Annotated in this window: 16 protein-coding genes; 6 read left to right on the forward strand and 10 right to left on the reverse strand. The window is 65.6% G+C overall.

The features are described from left to right. Positions 1 to 79: 79 nt before the first annotated feature. On the reverse strand, positions 80 to 589 hold the full coding sequence (locus tag BBX35_RS21705) for an invasion associated locus B family protein (protein ID WP_171900728.1): 510 nt from the start codon (positions 587 to 589) through the stop codon (positions 80 to 82). A 430-nt stretch (positions 590 to 1,019) separates the two neighbouring features. Between BBX35_RS21705 and BBX35_RS21710 the strand changes: the two genes are divergently transcribed. Then, positions 1,020 to 1,592 carry a sigma-70 family RNA polymerase sigma factor gene (locus tag BBX35_RS21710; protein WP_244271692.1) on the forward strand — a complete coding sequence of 191 codons (573 nt, stop codon included), beginning with the start codon at positions 1,020 to 1,022 and terminating at the stop codon, positions 1,590 to 1,592. Between the two features lie 100 nt (positions 1,593 to 1,692). Here the strand turns inward: BBX35_RS21710 and BBX35_RS21715 are convergent, their stop codons facing one another. The 5 genes from BBX35_RS21715 to mnmE all read right to left on the reverse strand — a co-directional run bounded on the left by BBX35_RS21715 (position 1,693) and on the right by mnmE (position 7,680). Beyond that, positions 1,693 to 2,589, reverse strand: a complete 897-nt coding sequence (locus BBX35_RS21715; RefSeq protein WP_088946145.1) for a ParB/RepB/Spo0J family partition protein — start codon at positions 2,587 to 2,589, stop codon at positions 1,693 to 1,695. Positions 2,590 to 2,641: 52 nt separating this feature from the next. After that, the gene (locus BBX35_RS21720) at positions 2,642 to 3,469 is read right to left on the reverse strand and encodes a ParA family protein (RefSeq protein WP_067224518.1); all 828 of its coding nucleotides are present in this window, start codon (positions 3,467 to 3,469) and stop codon (positions 2,642 to 2,644) included. Then, entirely contained in the window at positions 3,466 to 4,149 is a 684-nt protein-coding gene (gene rsmG / locus BBX35_RS21725) for a 16S rRNA (guanine(527)-N(7))-methyltransferase RsmG (RefSeq protein WP_067224520.1), read from the reverse strand. Before rsmG ends, BBX35_RS21720 begins: the two co-directional genes overlap by 4 nt. Then, positions 4,146 to 6,065 carry a tRNA uridine-5-carboxymethylaminomethyl(34) synthesis enzyme MnmG gene (gene mnmG, locus BBX35_RS21730; RefSeq protein WP_244271693.1) on the reverse strand — a complete coding sequence of 640 codons (1,920 nt, stop codon included), beginning with the start codon at positions 6,063 to 6,065 and terminating at the stop codon, positions 4,146 to 4,148. Before mnmG ends, rsmG begins: the two co-directional genes overlap by 4 nt. Before the next feature lie 244 nt (positions 6,066 to 6,309). Continuing rightward, on the reverse strand, positions 6,310 to 7,680 hold the full coding sequence (gene mnmE / locus BBX35_RS21735; protein WP_067224523.1) for a tRNA uridine-5-carboxymethylaminomethyl(34) synthesis GTPase MnmE: 1,371 nt from the start codon (positions 7,678 to 7,680) through the stop codon (positions 6,310 to 6,312). A gap of 114 nt (positions 7,681 to 7,794) precedes the next feature. Between mnmE and BBX35_RS21740 the strand changes: the two genes are divergently transcribed. Beyond that, positions 7,795 to 9,888: a thioredoxin domain-containing protein gene (locus tag BBX35_RS21740; protein ID WP_067224525.1), complete on the forward strand. Its 2,094-nt coding sequence runs from the start codon at positions 7,795 to 7,797 to the stop codon at positions 9,886 to 9,888. A 17-nt stretch (positions 9,889 to 9,905) separates the two neighbouring features. Here the strand turns inward: BBX35_RS21740 and BBX35_RS21745 are convergent, their stop codons facing one another. The 4 genes from BBX35_RS21745 to hemE form a co-directional block, all read right to left on the reverse strand. Continuing rightward, the gene (locus tag BBX35_RS21745; protein ID WP_067224526.1) at positions 9,906 to 10,502 is read right to left on the reverse strand and encodes a GNAT family N-acetyltransferase; all 597 of its coding nucleotides are present in this window, start codon (positions 10,500 to 10,502) and stop codon (positions 9,906 to 9,908) included. 140 nt (positions 10,503 to 10,642) lie between these two features. After that, the gene (rho, locus tag BBX35_RS21750) at positions 10,643 to 11,908 is read right to left on the reverse strand and encodes a transcription termination factor Rho (RefSeq protein ID WP_067224528.1); all 1,266 of its coding nucleotides are present in this window, start codon (positions 11,906 to 11,908) and stop codon (positions 10,643 to 10,645) included. Positions 11,909 to 12,249: 341 nt separating this feature from the next. Further along, positions 12,250 to 12,675 (reverse strand): protoporphyrinogen oxidase HemJ, encoded by a 426-nt coding sequence (hemJ, locus tag BBX35_RS21755; protein ID WP_067224530.1) that lies wholly within the window; start codon positions 12,673 to 12,675, stop codon positions 12,250 to 12,252. A 51-nt stretch (positions 12,676 to 12,726) separates the two neighbouring features. Beyond that, entirely contained in the window at positions 12,727 to 13,752 is a 1,026-nt protein-coding gene (gene hemE, locus BBX35_RS21760) for a uroporphyrinogen decarboxylase (protein ID WP_067224532.1), read from the reverse strand. A 430-nt stretch (positions 13,753 to 14,182) separates the two neighbouring features. Between hemE and BBX35_RS21765 the strand changes: the two genes are divergently transcribed. From BBX35_RS21765 to coaE, 4 genes are read left to right on the forward strand one after another with little or no spacing between them, the layout of a single operon-like run. Next, positions 14,183 to 15,058 (forward strand): pyruvate, water dikinase regulatory protein, encoded by an 876-nt coding sequence (locus tag BBX35_RS21765; protein WP_083206517.1) that lies wholly within the window; start codon positions 14,183 to 14,185, stop codon positions 15,056 to 15,058. 40 nt (positions 15,059 to 15,098) lie between these two features. Beyond that, positions 15,099 to 15,695: a Maf family protein gene (locus BBX35_RS21770; RefSeq protein WP_067224535.1), complete on the forward strand. Its 597-nt coding sequence runs from the start codon at positions 15,099 to 15,101 to the stop codon at positions 15,693 to 15,695. Next, complete coding sequence (locus BBX35_RS21775; RefSeq protein WP_067224537.1) at positions 15,692 to 16,531, forward strand: shikimate dehydrogenase; 840 nt, start codon at positions 15,692 to 15,694, stop codon at positions 16,529 to 16,531. Before BBX35_RS21770 ends, BBX35_RS21775 begins: the two co-directional genes overlap by 4 nt. Then, on the forward strand, positions 16,528 to 17,115 hold the full coding sequence (gene coaE, locus BBX35_RS21780) for a dephospho-CoA kinase (protein WP_067224539.1): 588 nt from the start codon (positions 16,528 to 16,530) through the stop codon (positions 17,113 to 17,115). The genes BBX35_RS21775 and coaE overlap by 4 nt, the downstream gene beginning before the upstream one ends. The last annotated feature ends 27 nt before the right edge of the window (positions 17,116 to 17,142 follow it).

Consider the following 17,142-nt stretch of genomic DNA (forward strand, 5'->3'; position numbering starts at 1 on the left):
CGCGGAGCGGGGTCGCTCCGGAGGGCAGGCTGGCTGGGGCCATCCGGCTGCGGCCGGACGTCCTGGCTTGCCTCGAGTGCTACTGGCAGGCCCTGTCCGCGGCGGTGACCGCAGCGGTGATGCCCGACAGGGAGAACTCGTAGGTGGTCTGCGTACCGCGCGCCGAGACGCCGGTAACGACCATGCCACGACCGGCCTTCATCGCGGCGACGAGCTGACGCTCTTCGGTCGCGTTGGCCATCCAGGCGCCGTCGTTCTTCGTGAACATCGTGAACTTCTGACCGTCCACGTCGACGGAGACCGACGACTGTTCCTTGAAGGCGTAACCGACGATCACGCTGGGTTCGTTGTTGACGTTCTCGCCGGGCCGGTTCGACACGAAGAAGAACACATCTCCGTGATTACGATCGCTCGGCGCGAGCTTTGTCGGCTTGGACAAGGCATAGCAAACCTTGCCCTTGGATCCGCCATAGGAGTAGGCGTCCCAATTGTTGTGCTGACTGACAAGGGTCGGCGTCTGAGCGTGCGCCGTCGCGCCCGTGAGGACGAGTGCCAGAAGAGCCGGGAAGAGCGTTCTTGCTTGCATCATCTCCTAAACCGCTACTGCTAACTATCCGGAATGGATCGAATTTGCTGAGCAATCGTCACCTTGTCTTAAGGTTATCGCCCAGCAGGTTACGAAAGGGTTGATAAACTCGAAAAGCCGACAGGCGGCTTCGCAAACCCGCTACGATCACTGGATGGCGCACGCTGGCCGCACAAATCGGGCAAGAGTGTGACAGTTTTGCCAAGCCGGCCTTACTCCTTCCGGGGATTGACGAAACCACCCTGCCCGGTCTGATGTTAGGAGATGGCTCCGACCGGCTTATGCGCATCGACGGGATGCCTTACATCCGCTATTTGGACAGTAGCTACCCGAACACCCTGTCACAGCACCCAGATCCGGACGAAGAAAGACAGATGAGTCAGGCCAGACCGACATGGCGGATGCGTTTCTGCCGGATGGCGACGGGAGTAGCTTGAGCGTGGCTGCAGAGGACCGCTTTTCCCGGCTCATCGCCAAGGTTGCGCAGGATCGCGACCGTCAGGCCTTCGAAGACCTGTTCGATCATTTCGCGCCGCGCCTGAAGGCGTATCTGATGCGGCTCGGCTCCGATGCCGCGACCGCCGAGGAGCTCGCGCAGGAGGTGATGATCACCCTGTGGCGCAAGGCGGGACTTTTTGACGCAACCCGCGCCACCGCGGCCACCTGGCTGTTCCGCATCGCCCGCAATCGCCGGATCGATTCCCTCCGCCGCGACCGCTCAGCCCTTCTCGACGCCGAGGATCCCAGCCTGCGCCCGCCCGCGCCGGAAGATCAGGACGACGAGCTGGATGCCCGCATGCGCGAGGAGCGGGTGCGCGAGGCCATGAAGGAGCTGCCCGAGGAGCAGGCGGACCTGATCCGCCGCGCGTTCTTCTCCGGCCTCTCCCACAGCCAGATCGCCGACGAGACGGGCCTGCCGCTGGGCACGGTGAAGTCGCGCATCCGTCTCGCCTTCACCCGGCTGCGCCGTATTCTGGAAGCCGACGACGCGGTCGATACAGACTGACCTCGCGCACTGCTGCGCGAATCCTGTTTTTATGTAATGATATCAATTAGTTAGTCTGGATTAAGCTCTCCGGGCCCGGATCGGTACGTTGCCGAATCGATCAGCTCTGCACGCCGAGCAACCGGCAGATCTCGTCGAGCTGTTCGAGCGAGGCGTATTTGATCTTCAACTCGCCCGCGCCCTTCTCCTGCTTGTGGGCAATGGCGATCTTCAGGCCCAGCGTGTCGGTCAGCCGCTTTTCCAGCGCCTTGGTGTCGGCGTCCTTCTCCGGCTTTGCCGCCTTGCCGGCGGTGTTGCGGGTCAGGGCCTGCGGATCCTGCGCCAGCTTCTCCGCCTCACGGACGTTCAGCCCCTTCTCGACGATCAGCTCGGCAAGGGCGGCCGGATCATCGGCGGTGATCAGCGCGCGTGCATGGCCCGCCGTCAGCAGGCCTTCGGCGAGGTAGTCCTTGACGGAGTTCGGCAGCTTCAGCAGGCGCAGCGTGTTCGCCACATGGCTGCGGCTCTTGCCGATGACCTTCGCCAGCTCGCTCTGGCTGTAGGAGAACTCCTGCACCAGCTGGTCGTAGCCGAGCCCTTCCTCGATGGGGTTCAGATCGGCGCGTTGGACGTTCTCGATGATCGCCAGCTCGAGTGCTTCCTGGTCGGTAACCTCGCGCACCACCACCGGCACCATGTGCAAGCCGGCGCGCTGCGCGGCCCGCCAACGGCGCTCGCCGGCGATGATTTCATAGGCATTGTCGCGGCCCGCCACCGGGCGCACCAGGAGCGGCTGCACGATGCCCTTCTCGCGCACCGAGCTGGTCAGGTCTTCCAGGTCGCTCTCGGTGAACGTCTTGCGCGGGTTGCGCGGATTGGCGGTCAGGAACTCGATCGGCACGCGGCGCGTGTCGCGGGGCGGACGCGGATCCGCCGGCGGCTCCGTTCCCACTTCGCCGATCAGCGCGGCGAGCCCCCGGCCCAGCCGCTTCTTCTTTCCGCCGTCGTCATCCGCCATCGTCATTGCCTGTTCTTGTTGATCGCTGCCGAACCGTTGCGCATCCGAATCGTCATGCGGCAACGCCGCGCAGCGTACGCTCGCGCTGGATGATTTCCGAGGCCAGACGCAGATAGGCCTGGCTGCCCGAACATTTCAGATCGTAGAGCAGCGCCGGCTTGCCATAGGACGGCGCCTCGGACACCCGTACGTTGCGCGGGATGATCGTGTCGTAGACCGCATCGCCCATGGTCTCGCGCACGTCGGCGACCACCTGAGCCGAGAGGTTGTTGCGGCTGTCATACATGGTCAGGACGATGCCGTGGATCGACAGTTCCGGGTTCAGCGCCGCCTTCACCTGCTCCACCGTGCTGAGCAGCTGGCTGAGACCCTCCAGCGCGAAGAACTCGCATTGCAGCGGCACCAGGATCGAGTGGCTCGCAGACAGCGCGTTGATGGTCAGGAGGTTGAGCGAGGGCGGGCAATCGATCAGCACATAGGTGAAATCCGCGGGCGCTGCCTGGCGCCCCTGCCCTGCCAGCTCGGAGATCGCCTTGCGCAGCCGGTGGGCGCGGTCGGAGCGGCTGGCGATTTCCAGCTCGACGCCGAGCAGGTCCATCGTCGACGGCGCCACCCACAGCCGCGGCACCGCCGTGTCCTGGATCGTTTCGGCCAGCGAACAATCGCCGGTCAGCACGTCGTAGGTGGAAAGGTCGCGGTTGCGCCGGTCGATGCCGAGGCCGGTCGAGGCGTTGCCCTGGGGATCGAGATCGATCACCAGCACCCGCTCGCCGATGGCCGCAAGCGCCGTTCCCAGATTGATGGCCGTGGTCGTCTTGCCGACCCCGCCCTTCTGGTTGGCAAGCGCGAGGACGCGTGGAGACTGAGGAAGCATGCTCATCCGGTCTGGCCTTTCCCTGTCGCGCCGCGCGGCCGGAGCCCCGAGATCTTGAGGAGCCGGCTGTCGGGATCGATGAGGCTCTCCCTTTCTACCAGATCGAACTCCCAAGCGTGAGCGGCACGCGCGACCTCGTCGCGGAAATTTTTTCCTTTGTGGAAAATCGCAGGCGCGCCGTGATTCTGGAAGGGCTCCGTATAGGCCAGCAGCTCGGAAAGATCGGCCAGCGCCCGTGCCGACACCGCATCGATCTCGCCGGCCAGCTCTCCCGACACGTCCTCGATCCGCTCAGCATGCACCGTCGCCGGGCAGCCGGTCTCGCGGATCACCGTGCGCAGGAACGCGGCCTTGCGGCTGTTGCTCTCGATCAGGTGGACATGCGCCCCGGGCAGACGTTCCATCTGCACCATCGCCGTTACCAGCCCGGGAAAGCCGGCGCCGCTGCCCAGATCCGCCCAACGCGCTGCGTCGGGCACCATGGCCACCACCTGCAAACTGTCGGCCACATGCCGCCGCCAGGCCTCCGGCAGGGTCGAGGGCGCCACCAGGTTCTGCGCCTTCTGCCAGTGCAGGAGCAAATTCACGTAGGTGGTCAAGCGCTCCACTGTTTCACGTGAAACTTCGAAAATTCCGTGAAGCACTTCCGGGCCGTCCTCGACGGCGAGCCGCGCCGGCCGGCTCATGCCACGGCCTCCCGGCCACCGGCGCGCGACACCGCTTTCTCCGCCTTGCGCACATGCGACAGCAGCAGCGTCAGCGCTGCCGGCGTCACCCCGTCGATCCGCGCCGCCTGCCCCAGCGTCTCGGGCCGCGCAGCCTCCAGCTTCTGCCGCGCCTCATTGGACAGGCCCTTGACCAGCGCATAGTCGAGGCCCGCCGGCAGCATCAGGTCTTCATCCCGGCGCAGCGCATCGATGTCGGCCTCCTGCCGCTTGAGATAGACCGCATAGAGCGCGTCGATCGCCACCTGCGCGGCGATCTTCGGATCCAGCGCCCCGATCTCCTGCGGCCACACGCCGGCCAGCTTGTCGAGGTCGATATCGGGGTAGGACAGCAGCTCGAAGGCCGAGCGGCGCACGCCGTCCTGGTTGATCGGCAGGCCCGCGCGCCTCCCCTCTTCCGGGGTCACCACCAGACTGGAGAGCACCTCGCGCGCCCGCGCAAGATCCTTGCACTTCGCCTCGAAGCGCGATGCCCGCTCGGCTGACACGCAGCCGATCTCCATCCCCATCGGGGTCAGACGCTGATCGGCATTGTCCGCGCGCAGCGACAGCCGATACTCGGCGCGCGAAGTGAACATGCGGTACGGCTCGTTGACGCCGCAGGTCACGAGATCGTCGATCATCACGCCGAGATAGCCCTTGTCCCGGCCGAAGACGAGCGGCGCCTTGCCGCCGGCCTTCAAGGCCGCGTTCAGCCCGGCAACGAGGCCTTGCGCCGCCGCTTCCTCATAGCCCGTAGTGCCGTTGATCTGGCCGGCCAGGAACAGGCCGCCAACCCGGCGCGTCTCGAGCGTGCGGCCCAGCTCGCGCGGATCGATGTGATCGTATTCGATGGCGTAGCCCGGCCGCAGCACGGCGACATCCTCGAGCCCGGGGATGGTCCGCAGGAAGGCAAGCTGCGCGTCCTCCGGCAGCGAGGTCGAGATGCCGTTGGGATAGACCGTCGGGTCGTCCAGCCCTTCCGGCTCCAGGAAGACCTGATGGCCGTCGCGGTCGCCGAACCGCACCACCTTGTCCTCGATGGACGGACAGTAGCGCGGTCCCCGTCCGACGATCTCGCCGGAATACATCGCCGAGCGATGCAGGTTCTCGCGGATGATCTCGTGGGTGCGCAGCGTCGTGCGGGTGATATGGCACGAGACCTGCGGCGTGGTGATGGCCTCGGTCAGCTCCGAAAATGGTTCCGGATCCGAATCGCCCTTCTGCTCTTCCAGCCGGTCCCAATGGATCGTGCGCCCGTCGAGACGTGCCGGCGTGCCGGTCTTGAGCCGCCCCAGCTCGAACCCGTGCGAGAGCAGCGAGGCAGACAGCAGGTTCGAGGGCGCCTCGTCGGCCCGGCCGGCAGCGATCTTGCGCTCGCCGATATGAATGACACCGCGCAGGAAGGTGCCCGTGGTCAGCACCACGGCGCCAGCGAGGAGCCGTCGCCCGTCCGCCAGCACCACCCCGCCGACATGCCCGCCGGCCGTGGTCAGCTCGGCCGCCTCCCCTTCGACGACCTCCAGATTGGCGGTCTCGCGGATCGCCTCCTGCATCGCCTCGCGATAGAGCTTGCGGTCGGCCTGAGCTCGCGGCCCGCGCACGGCAGGTCCCTTGCGCCGGTTGAGCAGGCGGAACTGGATGCCGGCGCGATCGGCCACCCGGCCCATCAGCCCGTCCAGTGCATCGACCTCGCGCACCAGATGCCCCTTGCCCAGACCGCCGATAGCCGGATTGCAGGACATCACGCCGATTGTGGAGAAGCTGTGAGTGACCAGCGCCGTACGTGCGCCCATCCGTGCGCTCGCGCTCGCGGCCTCGCAGCCGGCATGACCGCCGCCGATGACGATCACATCGAAGACAGGCTCGGCGGCGGATCCGCCCTTCATCCTGGTCATGTATCTTGGCCTCTGCCCGAGCCGGAAAAAAATCGGGCCCGGGATTTCAGGGCGGCAGCGGAGAAGAAGGCCCGCGACCTCGCCCTTGCGTGGATAACTCGTGAGGCTGGTGATACCCGAAAACCGGCGTGCCGGTCAAAGACAAGCAGCGATGCAAGCTCCCTCCGGCCATCCGTTTCGGATGAGTCTTCATTACGGTTTTGAATCGATCCTCGATTCCTGCTGTTTCACGTGAAACGCTCGTTTACTTTCCGATACAAAATTCGCGGAAAATCACGTCCAGCAGATCCTCCACACCGACGCGACCGGCAATCCGACCGAGCGACTCCCCCGCCCGGCGCAGGTCCTCAGCGCGGATTTCCAGCGACCGCCGCTCGACCAGCGCGTCGGCCAAGGCCGCCAGACACGCCTCCAGATGGCGCCGGTGCCGCTCGCGTGCTGCCAGTGGCTCATCCAACCCACCTACATGGTCGGCTGCGAAAGCTGCCAGCGCGGACATCAATGCGTCGACCCCTTGGCCGCTGCGAACCGACAGGCGGAAGGCCTGCTCCTCGGTTCCGGCGTCCGGCCAGATCTCTCCCGCATCGGCCTTGGTCTCGATCCGCCACAGCTCGGTCGAGCCTTCCGGCGAACCCGTCACCGTATCCGCCGCATCCGTGTGCGGCGCCACCAGCCACAGCACCAGGTCGGCGTCACCGGCACGGGCCAGTGCCCGGCGGATGCCCTCGCGCTCGACCAGACCCGCCTCCTCGCGCAGGCCCGCCGTGTCGACCAGCGTCACCGGATAGCCGTCGAGGTCCATGTGCACCTCGATGACGTCGCGAGTCGTGCCTGCTTCCTCGGTGACGATGGCAACGTCCCTGCGCGCCAGCGCGTTCAGCAGGCTCGACTTGCCGGCATTCGGCGCGCCGAGCAGCACCACCTGCACGCCGCTGCGCAGCCGCTCGGCCCGCTGCGACCGCTCCAGGTGCCGCGCGATCTCGGCCCGCAGGCGCGCGACCTCTTCCCACACCGCGGCCGAAACATCGTCGGGCACATCGTCCTCGTCGGCGAAATCGAACTCCGCCTCGATCAGGGCCCGCGCCCGGGTCAGCCGGTCCCGCCAGCCGTCATAGATCGCTGCCAGCGCGCCGCCCGCCTGGCTCATCGCCAGACGCCGCTGGGCCTCCGTCTCGGCTGCAATCAGATCGGCAAGCCCCTCCACCTCCAGGAGATCCATGCGGTCATTGTCGAAGGCCCGGCGGGTAAACTCCCCCTGCTCCGCCATCCGGCATCCCGGCACCATGGCCAGCATCTCGAGAACGGCGGCAACCACCGCCCGTCCGCCATGGCAATGGAGCTCGGCAACGTCCTCACCGGTAAAGCTCGCCGGTCCGGGGAACCAGAGCACGAGCGCCCGGTCGACCACCGCGCCGTCCGCCGGTCGCCGGAGGTCGCGCAAGGATGCCCGGCGCGGGGGCGGACAGGTACCGCAGATCGTTTCGAGGACGAATCGTGTGCGCGAGCCGGAAAGCCGGATGACCGCGACGCCGGCCGGCACCGGCCCGCTGGACAGGGCGAAGATCGTATCCCCGCCCGCCCCGCTTCCAAGGGTTCGAATCCCTGCCTCATCCATCGGCTTTTCCTTGGCTCCCGGCATCGACTGACCTAGCTTTCCAGACAACGAGATGGCGAGTGCGCGTTAGACGTCCCGACGCGTCACCCTCATGCCCTGATATCGGAGAGGTCCATGACCGACAACCGTTTGGCCGACGCCACCAGCCCCTATCTGCTCCAGCACAAGGACAATCCCGTCGCCTGGCGGCCCTGGGGACCGGATGCGCTGGCCGAGGCCCGCGCCGCCGACAAGCCGATCCTCCTCTCCGTCGGCTATGCCGCCTGCCACTGGTGCCATGTCATGGCACATGAGAGCTTCGAGGATCCGCAAGTGGCGGAGGTGATGAACCGCCTCTTCGTCAACATCAAGGTCGACCGGGAGGAGCGCCCGGACATCGACCAGATCTACATGAGCGCCCTGCATGCCCTCGGCGAACAGGGCGGTTGGCCCCTCACCATGTTCCTGACCAGCGAGGCCGAACCCTTCTGGGGCGGCACCTATTTCCCCAAGACGGCGCGCTGGGGCCGGCCCGGTTTCGTCGACGTCCTGGAATCCATCGCCGGCATGTACCGAACGGACCGGGGGCGAATCGACACCAACCGCAAGGCCCTGATGGAGCATCTCGGCAAGGCGCCGACTGCGGGCGCCGGCCAGCTTCCGCCCGACCTGCCCGTCACCGCCGGACAGCGCCTTGCCGGTCTCTACGACAAGACCCATGGCGGCATTCGCGGAGCACCGAAGTTTCCCCAGGCCTGCGTCAGCGAGCTCGTCTGGCGCACCGCCTTGCGCACCGGCAGCGCCGACACCTTGCGCACCTGCCTCCTGACGCTGGAGCGCATGAGCAATGGCGGCATCTACGATCATATCGGCGGCGGCCTTGCCCGCTACTCCGTCGACGAGCGCTGGCTGGTGCCGCATTTCGAGAAGATGCTCTACGACAACGCGCAATACATCTCCCACCTCGCTCGGGCCCTCGCCCTCCCCGGCCTTGCTCCCGAGATTGCCGAACTGTTCCGGACCCGACTCGACGAGACCGTCGGCTGGCTCGAGCGGGAGATGATGAATGGCGCCGCCTTCGCCGCGAGCCTCGATGCCGACAGCGAGGGCGAGGAGGGCCGCTTCTACGTCTGGACGCCGGACACCGTCATCGAGGCTCTGGGCGAGACGGTGGAGTGCCTGCTCTTCTGCGAGGCCTACGACATCACCGTGCCGGGCAATTTCGAAGGCGCCAGCATTCCCAACCGCCTGATGCCGCCGGAGGACGATCCGGGCGACGCCCTTTCCCGCTTCGCCGAGACCCGCCGCACCCTGCTGGCGGCGCGGGAGACGCGCGTGCGGCCGGGTCGCGACGACAAGGTGCTGGCCGACTGGAACGGGTTGATGATCGCCGCCCTCGCCGAGGCGGAGTACATCTTCCGCATCGCCGGTGTTTCACGTGAATCGTGGCGCCGCCTCGCGCTCGGCGCCTACCGCTTCATCATGGACGAGATGCGTGACGAGACCGGCCGCATGGCCCATGCCTGGCGCGACGGCCGGTCCACCCGCCCCGGCTTCGCCAGCGATCTTGCCTCAATGATGAAGGCCGCGATCGCCCTCGCCGAAACCTCACCCTCCATATCGGAGGCGAATCGGTTCCTTGCAGATGCCGGAGAACTCGCCAGCCAACTGGAGCAGGACTTCGCGGCGGACGGCGGCGGGTATCACCTGACCTCCCGCGAAGCGAGCGACGTCATCCTGCGGCCCCTCTCCCCGATGGACGAGGCCGTGCCGAATGCCAACGGCGTGGCAGCGGAGGCGCTCCAGAGGCTTTGGCACCTGACCGGCGATGCCGATGCCGACGCACGGTCCCGCGCCATCATCACCCGCTTCGGATCGGAGATCGTCGGCAACGTCTTCGGCACGGCGAGCCTGCTCAGCGCCATGGACACCGGCGTCAATGCGCTGCTGGCCGTCCTGGTGGTGCCTGTCGAAGGCGATACATCGGATGCCTCCATGGCCCTGCGCCGCGCCGTCGCGAGCCTTGCCGATCCCGCTGTCATCCGCCTGGAAGTTCCGGCCGGACACGCCTTCCCCGACGCTCATCCCATGCAGGGCAAAACCGCGAAGGACGGCCGACCTGCGCTTTATCTTTGCCGTCAGGGCGCCTGCAGCGCGCCGGTCACCGACCCGGCAGGTGTCGAGGCCGCCCTGGTGCAGCTCATTGGGCGTGCTCCCGGCACGATCTAGGGCGGATCGCAGGGCAATCAGCTTGCCGTCTGCATCCGCCGCCAGTGCTCCGCCTTGAGCCGATAGAGGACATGGCGAACGAGCGGGTGCTCCGGGTCGAGAGCGGGATGATCGAAATCGCCCGCCTCGTCCCGCTCCATGCCGATCCGCTCCATCACACGCCGGGAGGGCGTGTTCGTCACGGTCGTGAACGAGACGATCTCCTCAAGCCCCAGGGTTTCGAAACCGAATCGAAGCCAGGCCCGCGCCGCCTCGCTGGCATAGCCGTGTCCCCAGGCATCGCGCGAGAGCCGCCAACCCACTTCCACGCAAGGCGCGAAGGGCAGCGCGTGTCGCGGCCGGTTGAGGCCGACAAAGCCGATGAACCTGCCGCTCTCCTTGATCGCAGCAGGCTGGAAGCAGAACCCGTCCTCCAGCACGCGCTGACGCGCGGTCTCGACCATCGCATCACTCTCCGCCCGCTCGAGCACGGACGGAAAGTAGCGCATCACCTGGGGGTCGCCGTTGAGCGCGGCAAAGGGTTCGCGATCCTCATCCGCCCACGGCCTGAGGATCAGACGCTCGGTCTCGATCACCGGCGCGCCCTCGCCCGCCCGCTCTATCGTGCCATTCATGATCGTTGCATCTCCGAATCGACCTGATTCACGTGAAACATCCAGCCTACGAAAAGCAACACCCGCGGACGCTGTTCGGCATCCGCGGGTGTTTCACGTGAATCTTCCAGGACAGAGCGAGGAAAGCCCTCGCCCCTCCGTCAGGTGTTCATGCTGTCGAAGAAATCGTCGTTCGACTTGGTCTGCCGTAGCTTGTCGAGCAGGAACTCGATGGCATCGACGGTCCCCATCGGATTGAGGATACGGCGCAGGACGAACATCTTCTTCAGGTTCACCGGCTCGACAAGGAGCTCCTCCTTGCGGGTGCCCGAACGCTGGATGTCGATGGCCGGGAACACGCGCTTGTCGGAGATCTTGCGGTCGAGAATGATCTCCGAGTTGCCGGTGCCCTTGAACTCTTCGAAGATGACCTCGTCCATGCGGCTGCCGGTATCGATCAGCGCGGTCGCGATGATCGTCAGCGAGCCGCCCTCCTCGATGTTACGGGCCGCGCCGAAGAAGCGCTTCGGGCGCTGCAGCGCGTTGGCGTCGACACCGCCGGTCAGCACCTTGCCCGAGGACGGGACGACGGTGTTGTAGGCGCGGCCGAGACGAGTGATCGAGTCCAGCAGGATGACCACGTCCCGGCCGTGCTCGACCAGGCGCTTGGCCTTCTCGATGACCATCTCCGCCACCTGAACGTGACGCACCGCCGGTTCGTCGAACGTGGACGACACCACTTCGCCGTTCACCGTACGCTGCATGTCCGTCACTTCCTCCGGCCGCTCGTCGATGAGCAGCACGATCAGGTAGCATTCGGGATGGTTGGTGGTGATGGACTTGGCGATGTTCTGCAGGAACACCGTCTTGCCGGTCCGCGGCGGCGCGGTGATCAGCGCGCGCTGGCCCTTGCCGAGCGGGGCGACCAGATCGATCACGCGCGAGGAGAAGTCCTTGCTGGTCGGGTTCTCGACTTCCATCTTCAGCCGTTCGTCGGGATAGAGCGGCGTCAGGTTGTCGAAATGGACCTTGTGGCGCGCCTTCTCGGGGTCTTCGAAATTGATCTTGTTGACCTTGAGAAGCGCGAAATAGCGTTCGCCTTCCTTGGGGCTGCGGATCTCGCCCTCGACCGTGTCGCCTGTCCGCAGCGAGAAGCGGCGGATCTGCGACGGCGAGATATAGATGTCGTCCGGGCCCGGCAGGTAGTTCGCATCCGGCGAACGCAGGAAACCGAAACCGTCCTGCAGCACTTCGACGACGCCCTCGCCGATAATGTCGACGTCCTGGGCAGCCAGCTGCTTGAGGATGGCGAACATCAGCTCCTGCTTGCGCATGGTGCTGGCGTTCTCGACCTCGTGTTCCTCGGCAAACGCGAGCAGCTCGGTCGGTGTCTTGATCTTCAGATCTGAGAGTTTCATTTCCCGCATGGGCAATGGATGGTCTTCTGCTAGAGGGGTGGAGAGGTAGATGCGTGTGATCCCGCGCCGCATATGGGCAACCCGGATCATCAGGAAAAGGGAATGGCTGCGGGTCGACAATCGGAGCTGTCGTTCCGACCTGGTGCTTCTCCAGTTCCGGTTTCGCACGCGGGTCAAGACCGCCGCTCCGGAACTTCGCCAACACCATGCCCGCAGGATGTGAGGTTGACGGAATCTACATTTTTAAATTCGTCAGGGCAAGCACCATTCGTCGAGTGCTCGCAATATTGTCACGTCGGGCGCAAGACTAACCCTCTCCGCCCGACGCAGGGTTATCACAGCTTAACCGCTCAAAACGGCTTGATCACCACCAGAATCACGATCAGCACCATAAGTACGGTCGGCACTTCGTTGACGATCCGATAGTGGCGAGAGCTGTGCGTGTTGGCATCCGCGGCAAATTGGCGCACGCAGCGCGCAAGGTAACCGTGCAATCCGCTCATCACGAAAACCAGCATCAGCTTGGCATGCAGCCAGCCCGACGAGAAGAACCCGCCCTCATAGGCAACCCACAGGCCGAAGATCCAGGACGAGATCATTGCCGGCGTCATGATCGCCTTGAGAAGGCGCCGTTCCATGACCTTGAAGGTCTCGCTCTGCGGCGTGCCCGGCACTGTCTCCGCGTGATAGACGAAAAGCCGCGGCAGGTAGAACATCGCGGCCATCCACGCGATGACCGAGATGATGTGCAGAGCTTTCAGCCAGAGATAGAGCATCGATCATCCGTTTCCAGAGGGAATTCTGCCAGGGCCAGGCCCTGGCAGCCGTCAGGACGCTTCGAGAGGATCGGGAGCCTGACGCACGCGTTCGATCATGCGCGCGACGTTCTCCGGATCCGCGTCCGGTGTCACTCCATGCCCCAGATTGAAGATGAGCGGACCCTGTCCAAGTGTCGCAAGCACCTGGTCGACGCCCTCGTCCAGCGCCCGGCCACCGGCCACGAGCCGCATCGGGTCGAGATTTCCCTGCACCGGAACCAGCTTCTGGATCTCGCGGGCAAGCCCGCCCGGCACGGTCCAGTCGAGGCCGACCGCGTCGACGCCCGTTCCCGCGATGTAATCCGCCAGCCGCGAGCTTGAGGCTTTCGGGAAGCCGATGATCTTGGCACCCGGCACCGCGGCACGAACGCCGTCGACGATGGCGCGCGTCGGGGCGATCGACCAGCGGCGGAAACCGGCATCGTCGAGAACGCCGGCCCAGGTATCGAAGATCTGCACCGCATCGGCGCCGGCCTTCAGCTGGCGCACCAGATAATCGATGGAGGCGGTGACCAGCTGATCGATGAACGCCTGCATCAGCTCCGGATTGCGATACGCGCCGATCCTGGCGGCGGTCTGCTCCTGGGTGGTGTGACCGGCCACGGAATAGCAGGCGACCGTCCAGGGGGCTCCGCAGAAGCCCAGCAGCGTCACCTCTTCAGGGAGCTCCCGGCGCAGCCGCGACACGATCTCGATGACGGGGTCGAGATGGCCGACCGCACGCTTCTGATCGAGATTGCCGACAAGCTTGTCGCTGAGCGGTTCCAGCACCGGACCGCGCCCTTCCTCGAAGCGGACGGGATACCCGAGCGCATCGGGAACCACGAAGATATCCGAGAAGAGAATCGATGCGTCGAAGCCGTAGCGCCGGATGGGCTGCAAAGTGACTTCAGTTGCAAGCTCTACGTTGTAACAAAATTCAAGAAAGTTAACTCTTTTTGAACGGGTGGCGCGGTACTCGGGGAGATACCGTCCGGCCTGTCTCATCATCCAGACCGGAGGCGGCCACAGCCTTTCGCCGGCCAGCACCTGCATGATCCGTCGCGACGCCGTCTGAGACACGAGACCCCCTTTAAAAAGAAAAGAATCCTTGAAAGAGGATTCTGTTGTTTTTGTTTGTCACTGGACAGCCGGGATTATCGGTTGTCGACACGGCTCCACATGACCTGTTCGACCCCGGGCTGTCGAGGGGTTTCGGGCATAAGCCCTTTTACCCATCGTGGTGATAACCCGAATTCGCGAGCGGAAACAGGCGCCTGGAGTTTTGTTAACCATCTGTTAACCTTTAAGGCGCGGTCGAACAATCTGGGGACGGGCGAAGAACAATCCGGTTTTCCCCGCAATCGGCGATCCTTCCGTCTCCGGCTCGTGCCCGCCTGTGTGGTGTTGATTGTTTTTGCGCTTCGGGCATGGTTTTGCCGGCTTGGCCCTCAAAGGGCCGATTTGACCACACTAACCCGCGCAAATGCCGCCGCCAGGGGATAACAGCTTGGGAAAGACTCGTAACTTCTTCCACCTGCACATGGTTTCGGACTCCACCGGCGAAACTTTGATGACGGTGGCGCGCGCCGCGACGGCCCAGTACGAGGACGTGCAGGCGATCGAGCATGTCTATCCGCTGGTGCGTTCGACGCGGCAGCTCGACCATGCGCTCGATGAGATCGAGCATGCGCCGGGCATCATTCTCTATACGCTCGTCGATCCGGAACTGGCCGGCCGGCTGGAGCAGGCGGCGCGTGCTGCCGGCGTTCCCTGCGTCAACATCCTCTCGCCGGTCTTTGCGGTCTTCCAGTCCTATCTCAATGTCCGCCTGACCGGCCGTATCGGCGGCCAGCACGCGCTCGATGCCGACTATTTCCATCGCATCGAGGCGCTGAATTTCACCATGCTGCATGACGACGGGCAGATCCCGGACAATCTCGACGAGGCGGATGTGGTGCTTCTGGGCGTCAGCCGCACCTCGAAGACGCCGACCTGCATCTATCTGGCCAATCGCGGCATCAAGGCGGCGAACATTCCCATCGTTCCGGACATCCCCCTGCCCCGCCAGCTCGGTGAGCTGCGCCGCGCGATGGTGGTTGCCGTTGTCGCCTCGGTGGAGCGCATCCAGCAGGTGCGGCAGAACCGTATTCTCACGCTGAACGCGGGCGGCTTCGAGAACGAGACCTATGTCGACCGCCGGGTGATCGCCCGCGAGATCGCGGTGACGCGCAAGATCTGCGCCGAACACGGCTGGCCGCTGATCGATGTCACCCGCCGGTCCATCGAGGAAACCGCCGCGGAAATCATGAGCTTGTACCGGGCCCACAAGAGCGCTCTGGCAAACGGCGGCGCGGCCTGATATCGCCTGAAGCGGCCTTCAACAGCTTGCGGATGGGTTCATGACCGACATCATTCTCGCCAGCGGCAGCCGGATCAGGGCCGAGCTGCTCGCCAATGCCGGCCTCGCGTTCCGGGTCGACCCGGCTCAGGTGGACGAGCGCGCCGTCGAGGCGCCGTTGCTGGAGGCCGGCTTTCCTCCGGAGGACATCGCCCGCGTTCTCGCCGAGGCGAAAGCGCAGGAAACCAGCGCGCGCAATCCCGGCGCCCTTGTCATCGGCGCCGACCAGGTGCTCGAGTTCGACGGCCGCCGCCTGACCAAGCCCGAGGACATGGAGGCGGCCCGCCGTCAGCTGCTCGCCATGTCCGGAAAGCGCCACCAGCTGCATTCCTCGGCCGCGATCGCCCGCAACGGCGAGACCGTGTGGTGCGGCACCGCGACCGTGCACATGAAGATGTGGCCTTTCGGCCCGGAATTCGTCGGCCGTTATCTTGCCGCCGCCGGCGATGTGGTGCTGTCGAGCGTCGGCGCCTACCAGCTCGAGGGACGCGGCGTGCAGCTCTTCGAGGCGATCGAGGGCGACTATTTCACCGTGCTCGGCCTTCCGCTGCTGCCGCTTCTGAAGCAGCTGCGCGAAATGGGGGCCATCGAGACATGACGCGGCGCGCCGCCATCACCGGCTATCCCGTCAGTCATTCCCGCTCGCCGCTGATCCACAATCACTGGCTCGCCCTGCACGGCATCGACGGCAGCTACGAGCGCATCGCCGTGGCGCCGGACGAGGCGCATTGCTTCTACGAGTCCTTAGGTGACCAGGGCCTCGTCGGCTGCAACGTGACGGTGCCCAACAAGGAAGTGGCGGCCGAGGTCTGCGCGACGCTCGACGAAGCAGCCCGTGCCATGGGCGCGGTCAACCTGTTGTGGGTGGAGGGAGACGGCCGTGTGCACGGCGCCAACACCGACGGGTTCGGCTTTCTCGGCAATCTCGACCAGATGGCGCCCGGTTGGGACAACGGCCTGCGCGAGGCCGTGGTCCTGGGCGCCGGAGGGGCGGCGCGCGCGATCGTCTGGGCCTTGCTGACGCGCGGTGTGAAAACCGTGACCATCGTCAACCGAACCCGGTCGAAAGCGGAAGAACTCTGCGCCCGTTTCGGGTCCGACTCGAAAGCTGCCGACTGGGGAGAAGTTGCGGGTCTTCTGGGGAGCGCCGGGCTGCTCGTCAACACCACTTCGCTCGGCATGCAGGGCCAGCCGCCGCTGGAGATCGACCTCTCCGCGCTCCCCGTCTCCGCGCTAGTGACGGATGCGGTCTATGCGCCGCTGGAAACGCCTCTGCTCGCCGCAGCGCGCGCTCGGGGCAATCCGGTGATTGACGGGCTCGGCATGCTGCTGCACCAGGCGGTGCCCTCCTTCGAGCGCTGGTTCGGCGTGCGCCCGCAGGTCACCGAGGATCTGCGCAATCTCCTTCTGGCCGATCTCGGGGTGGCTGCGTGATCGTCCTCGGCCTCACCGGCTCCATCGGCATGGGCAAGAGCACCACGGCGCGCATGTTCGCCAAGGCCGGTGCTGCGGTCTACGACGCCGATGCCGCCGTGCACCGGCTCTATTCCGGCAAGGCGGCGCCTCTGATCGAGGCCGGCTTTCCCGGCACCGTCGTGGACGGCACCGTCGACCGTGCCCGGCTCGGCGAACGGGTGATCGGCAAGCCGGAGGAGATGAAGCGGCTGGAGGCCATCGTCCATCCGCTGGTGCGCGAGGCGGAAAACGCCTTCCTGGCGGAGGCGGCCAGCCGTGGCTGCCGTGTCGCCGTGCTCGACATTCCGCTGCTGTTCGAGACGGGCGGCGAGCGCCGCGTGCGTGCTGCCGTCGTTGTCACCGCCTCGGCCGAGGTCCAGCGCGAGCGGGTGCTCGCCCGTCCCGGCATGAGCGAGGCGCGCTTTGAGGGCATCCTCGCCAAGCAGATGCCGGACGCGGAAAAGCGCCGCCGGGCACATTTCCTGGTCGATACGGGGCGGGGCCTGGAGCCTGCACGCCGCGCGGTCGGCGCGATCCTGCGCGCCGTTGCCGCCCTCGCCTGAGGAAAAGCCTGCAGACATCTTGCGCAA

Origin of the sequence: Stappia indica (assembly GCF_001696535.1) — a bacterium.
GTDB classification, from domain to species: Bacteria; Pseudomonadota; Alphaproteobacteria; order Rhizobiales; family Stappiaceae; genus Stappia; species Stappia indica.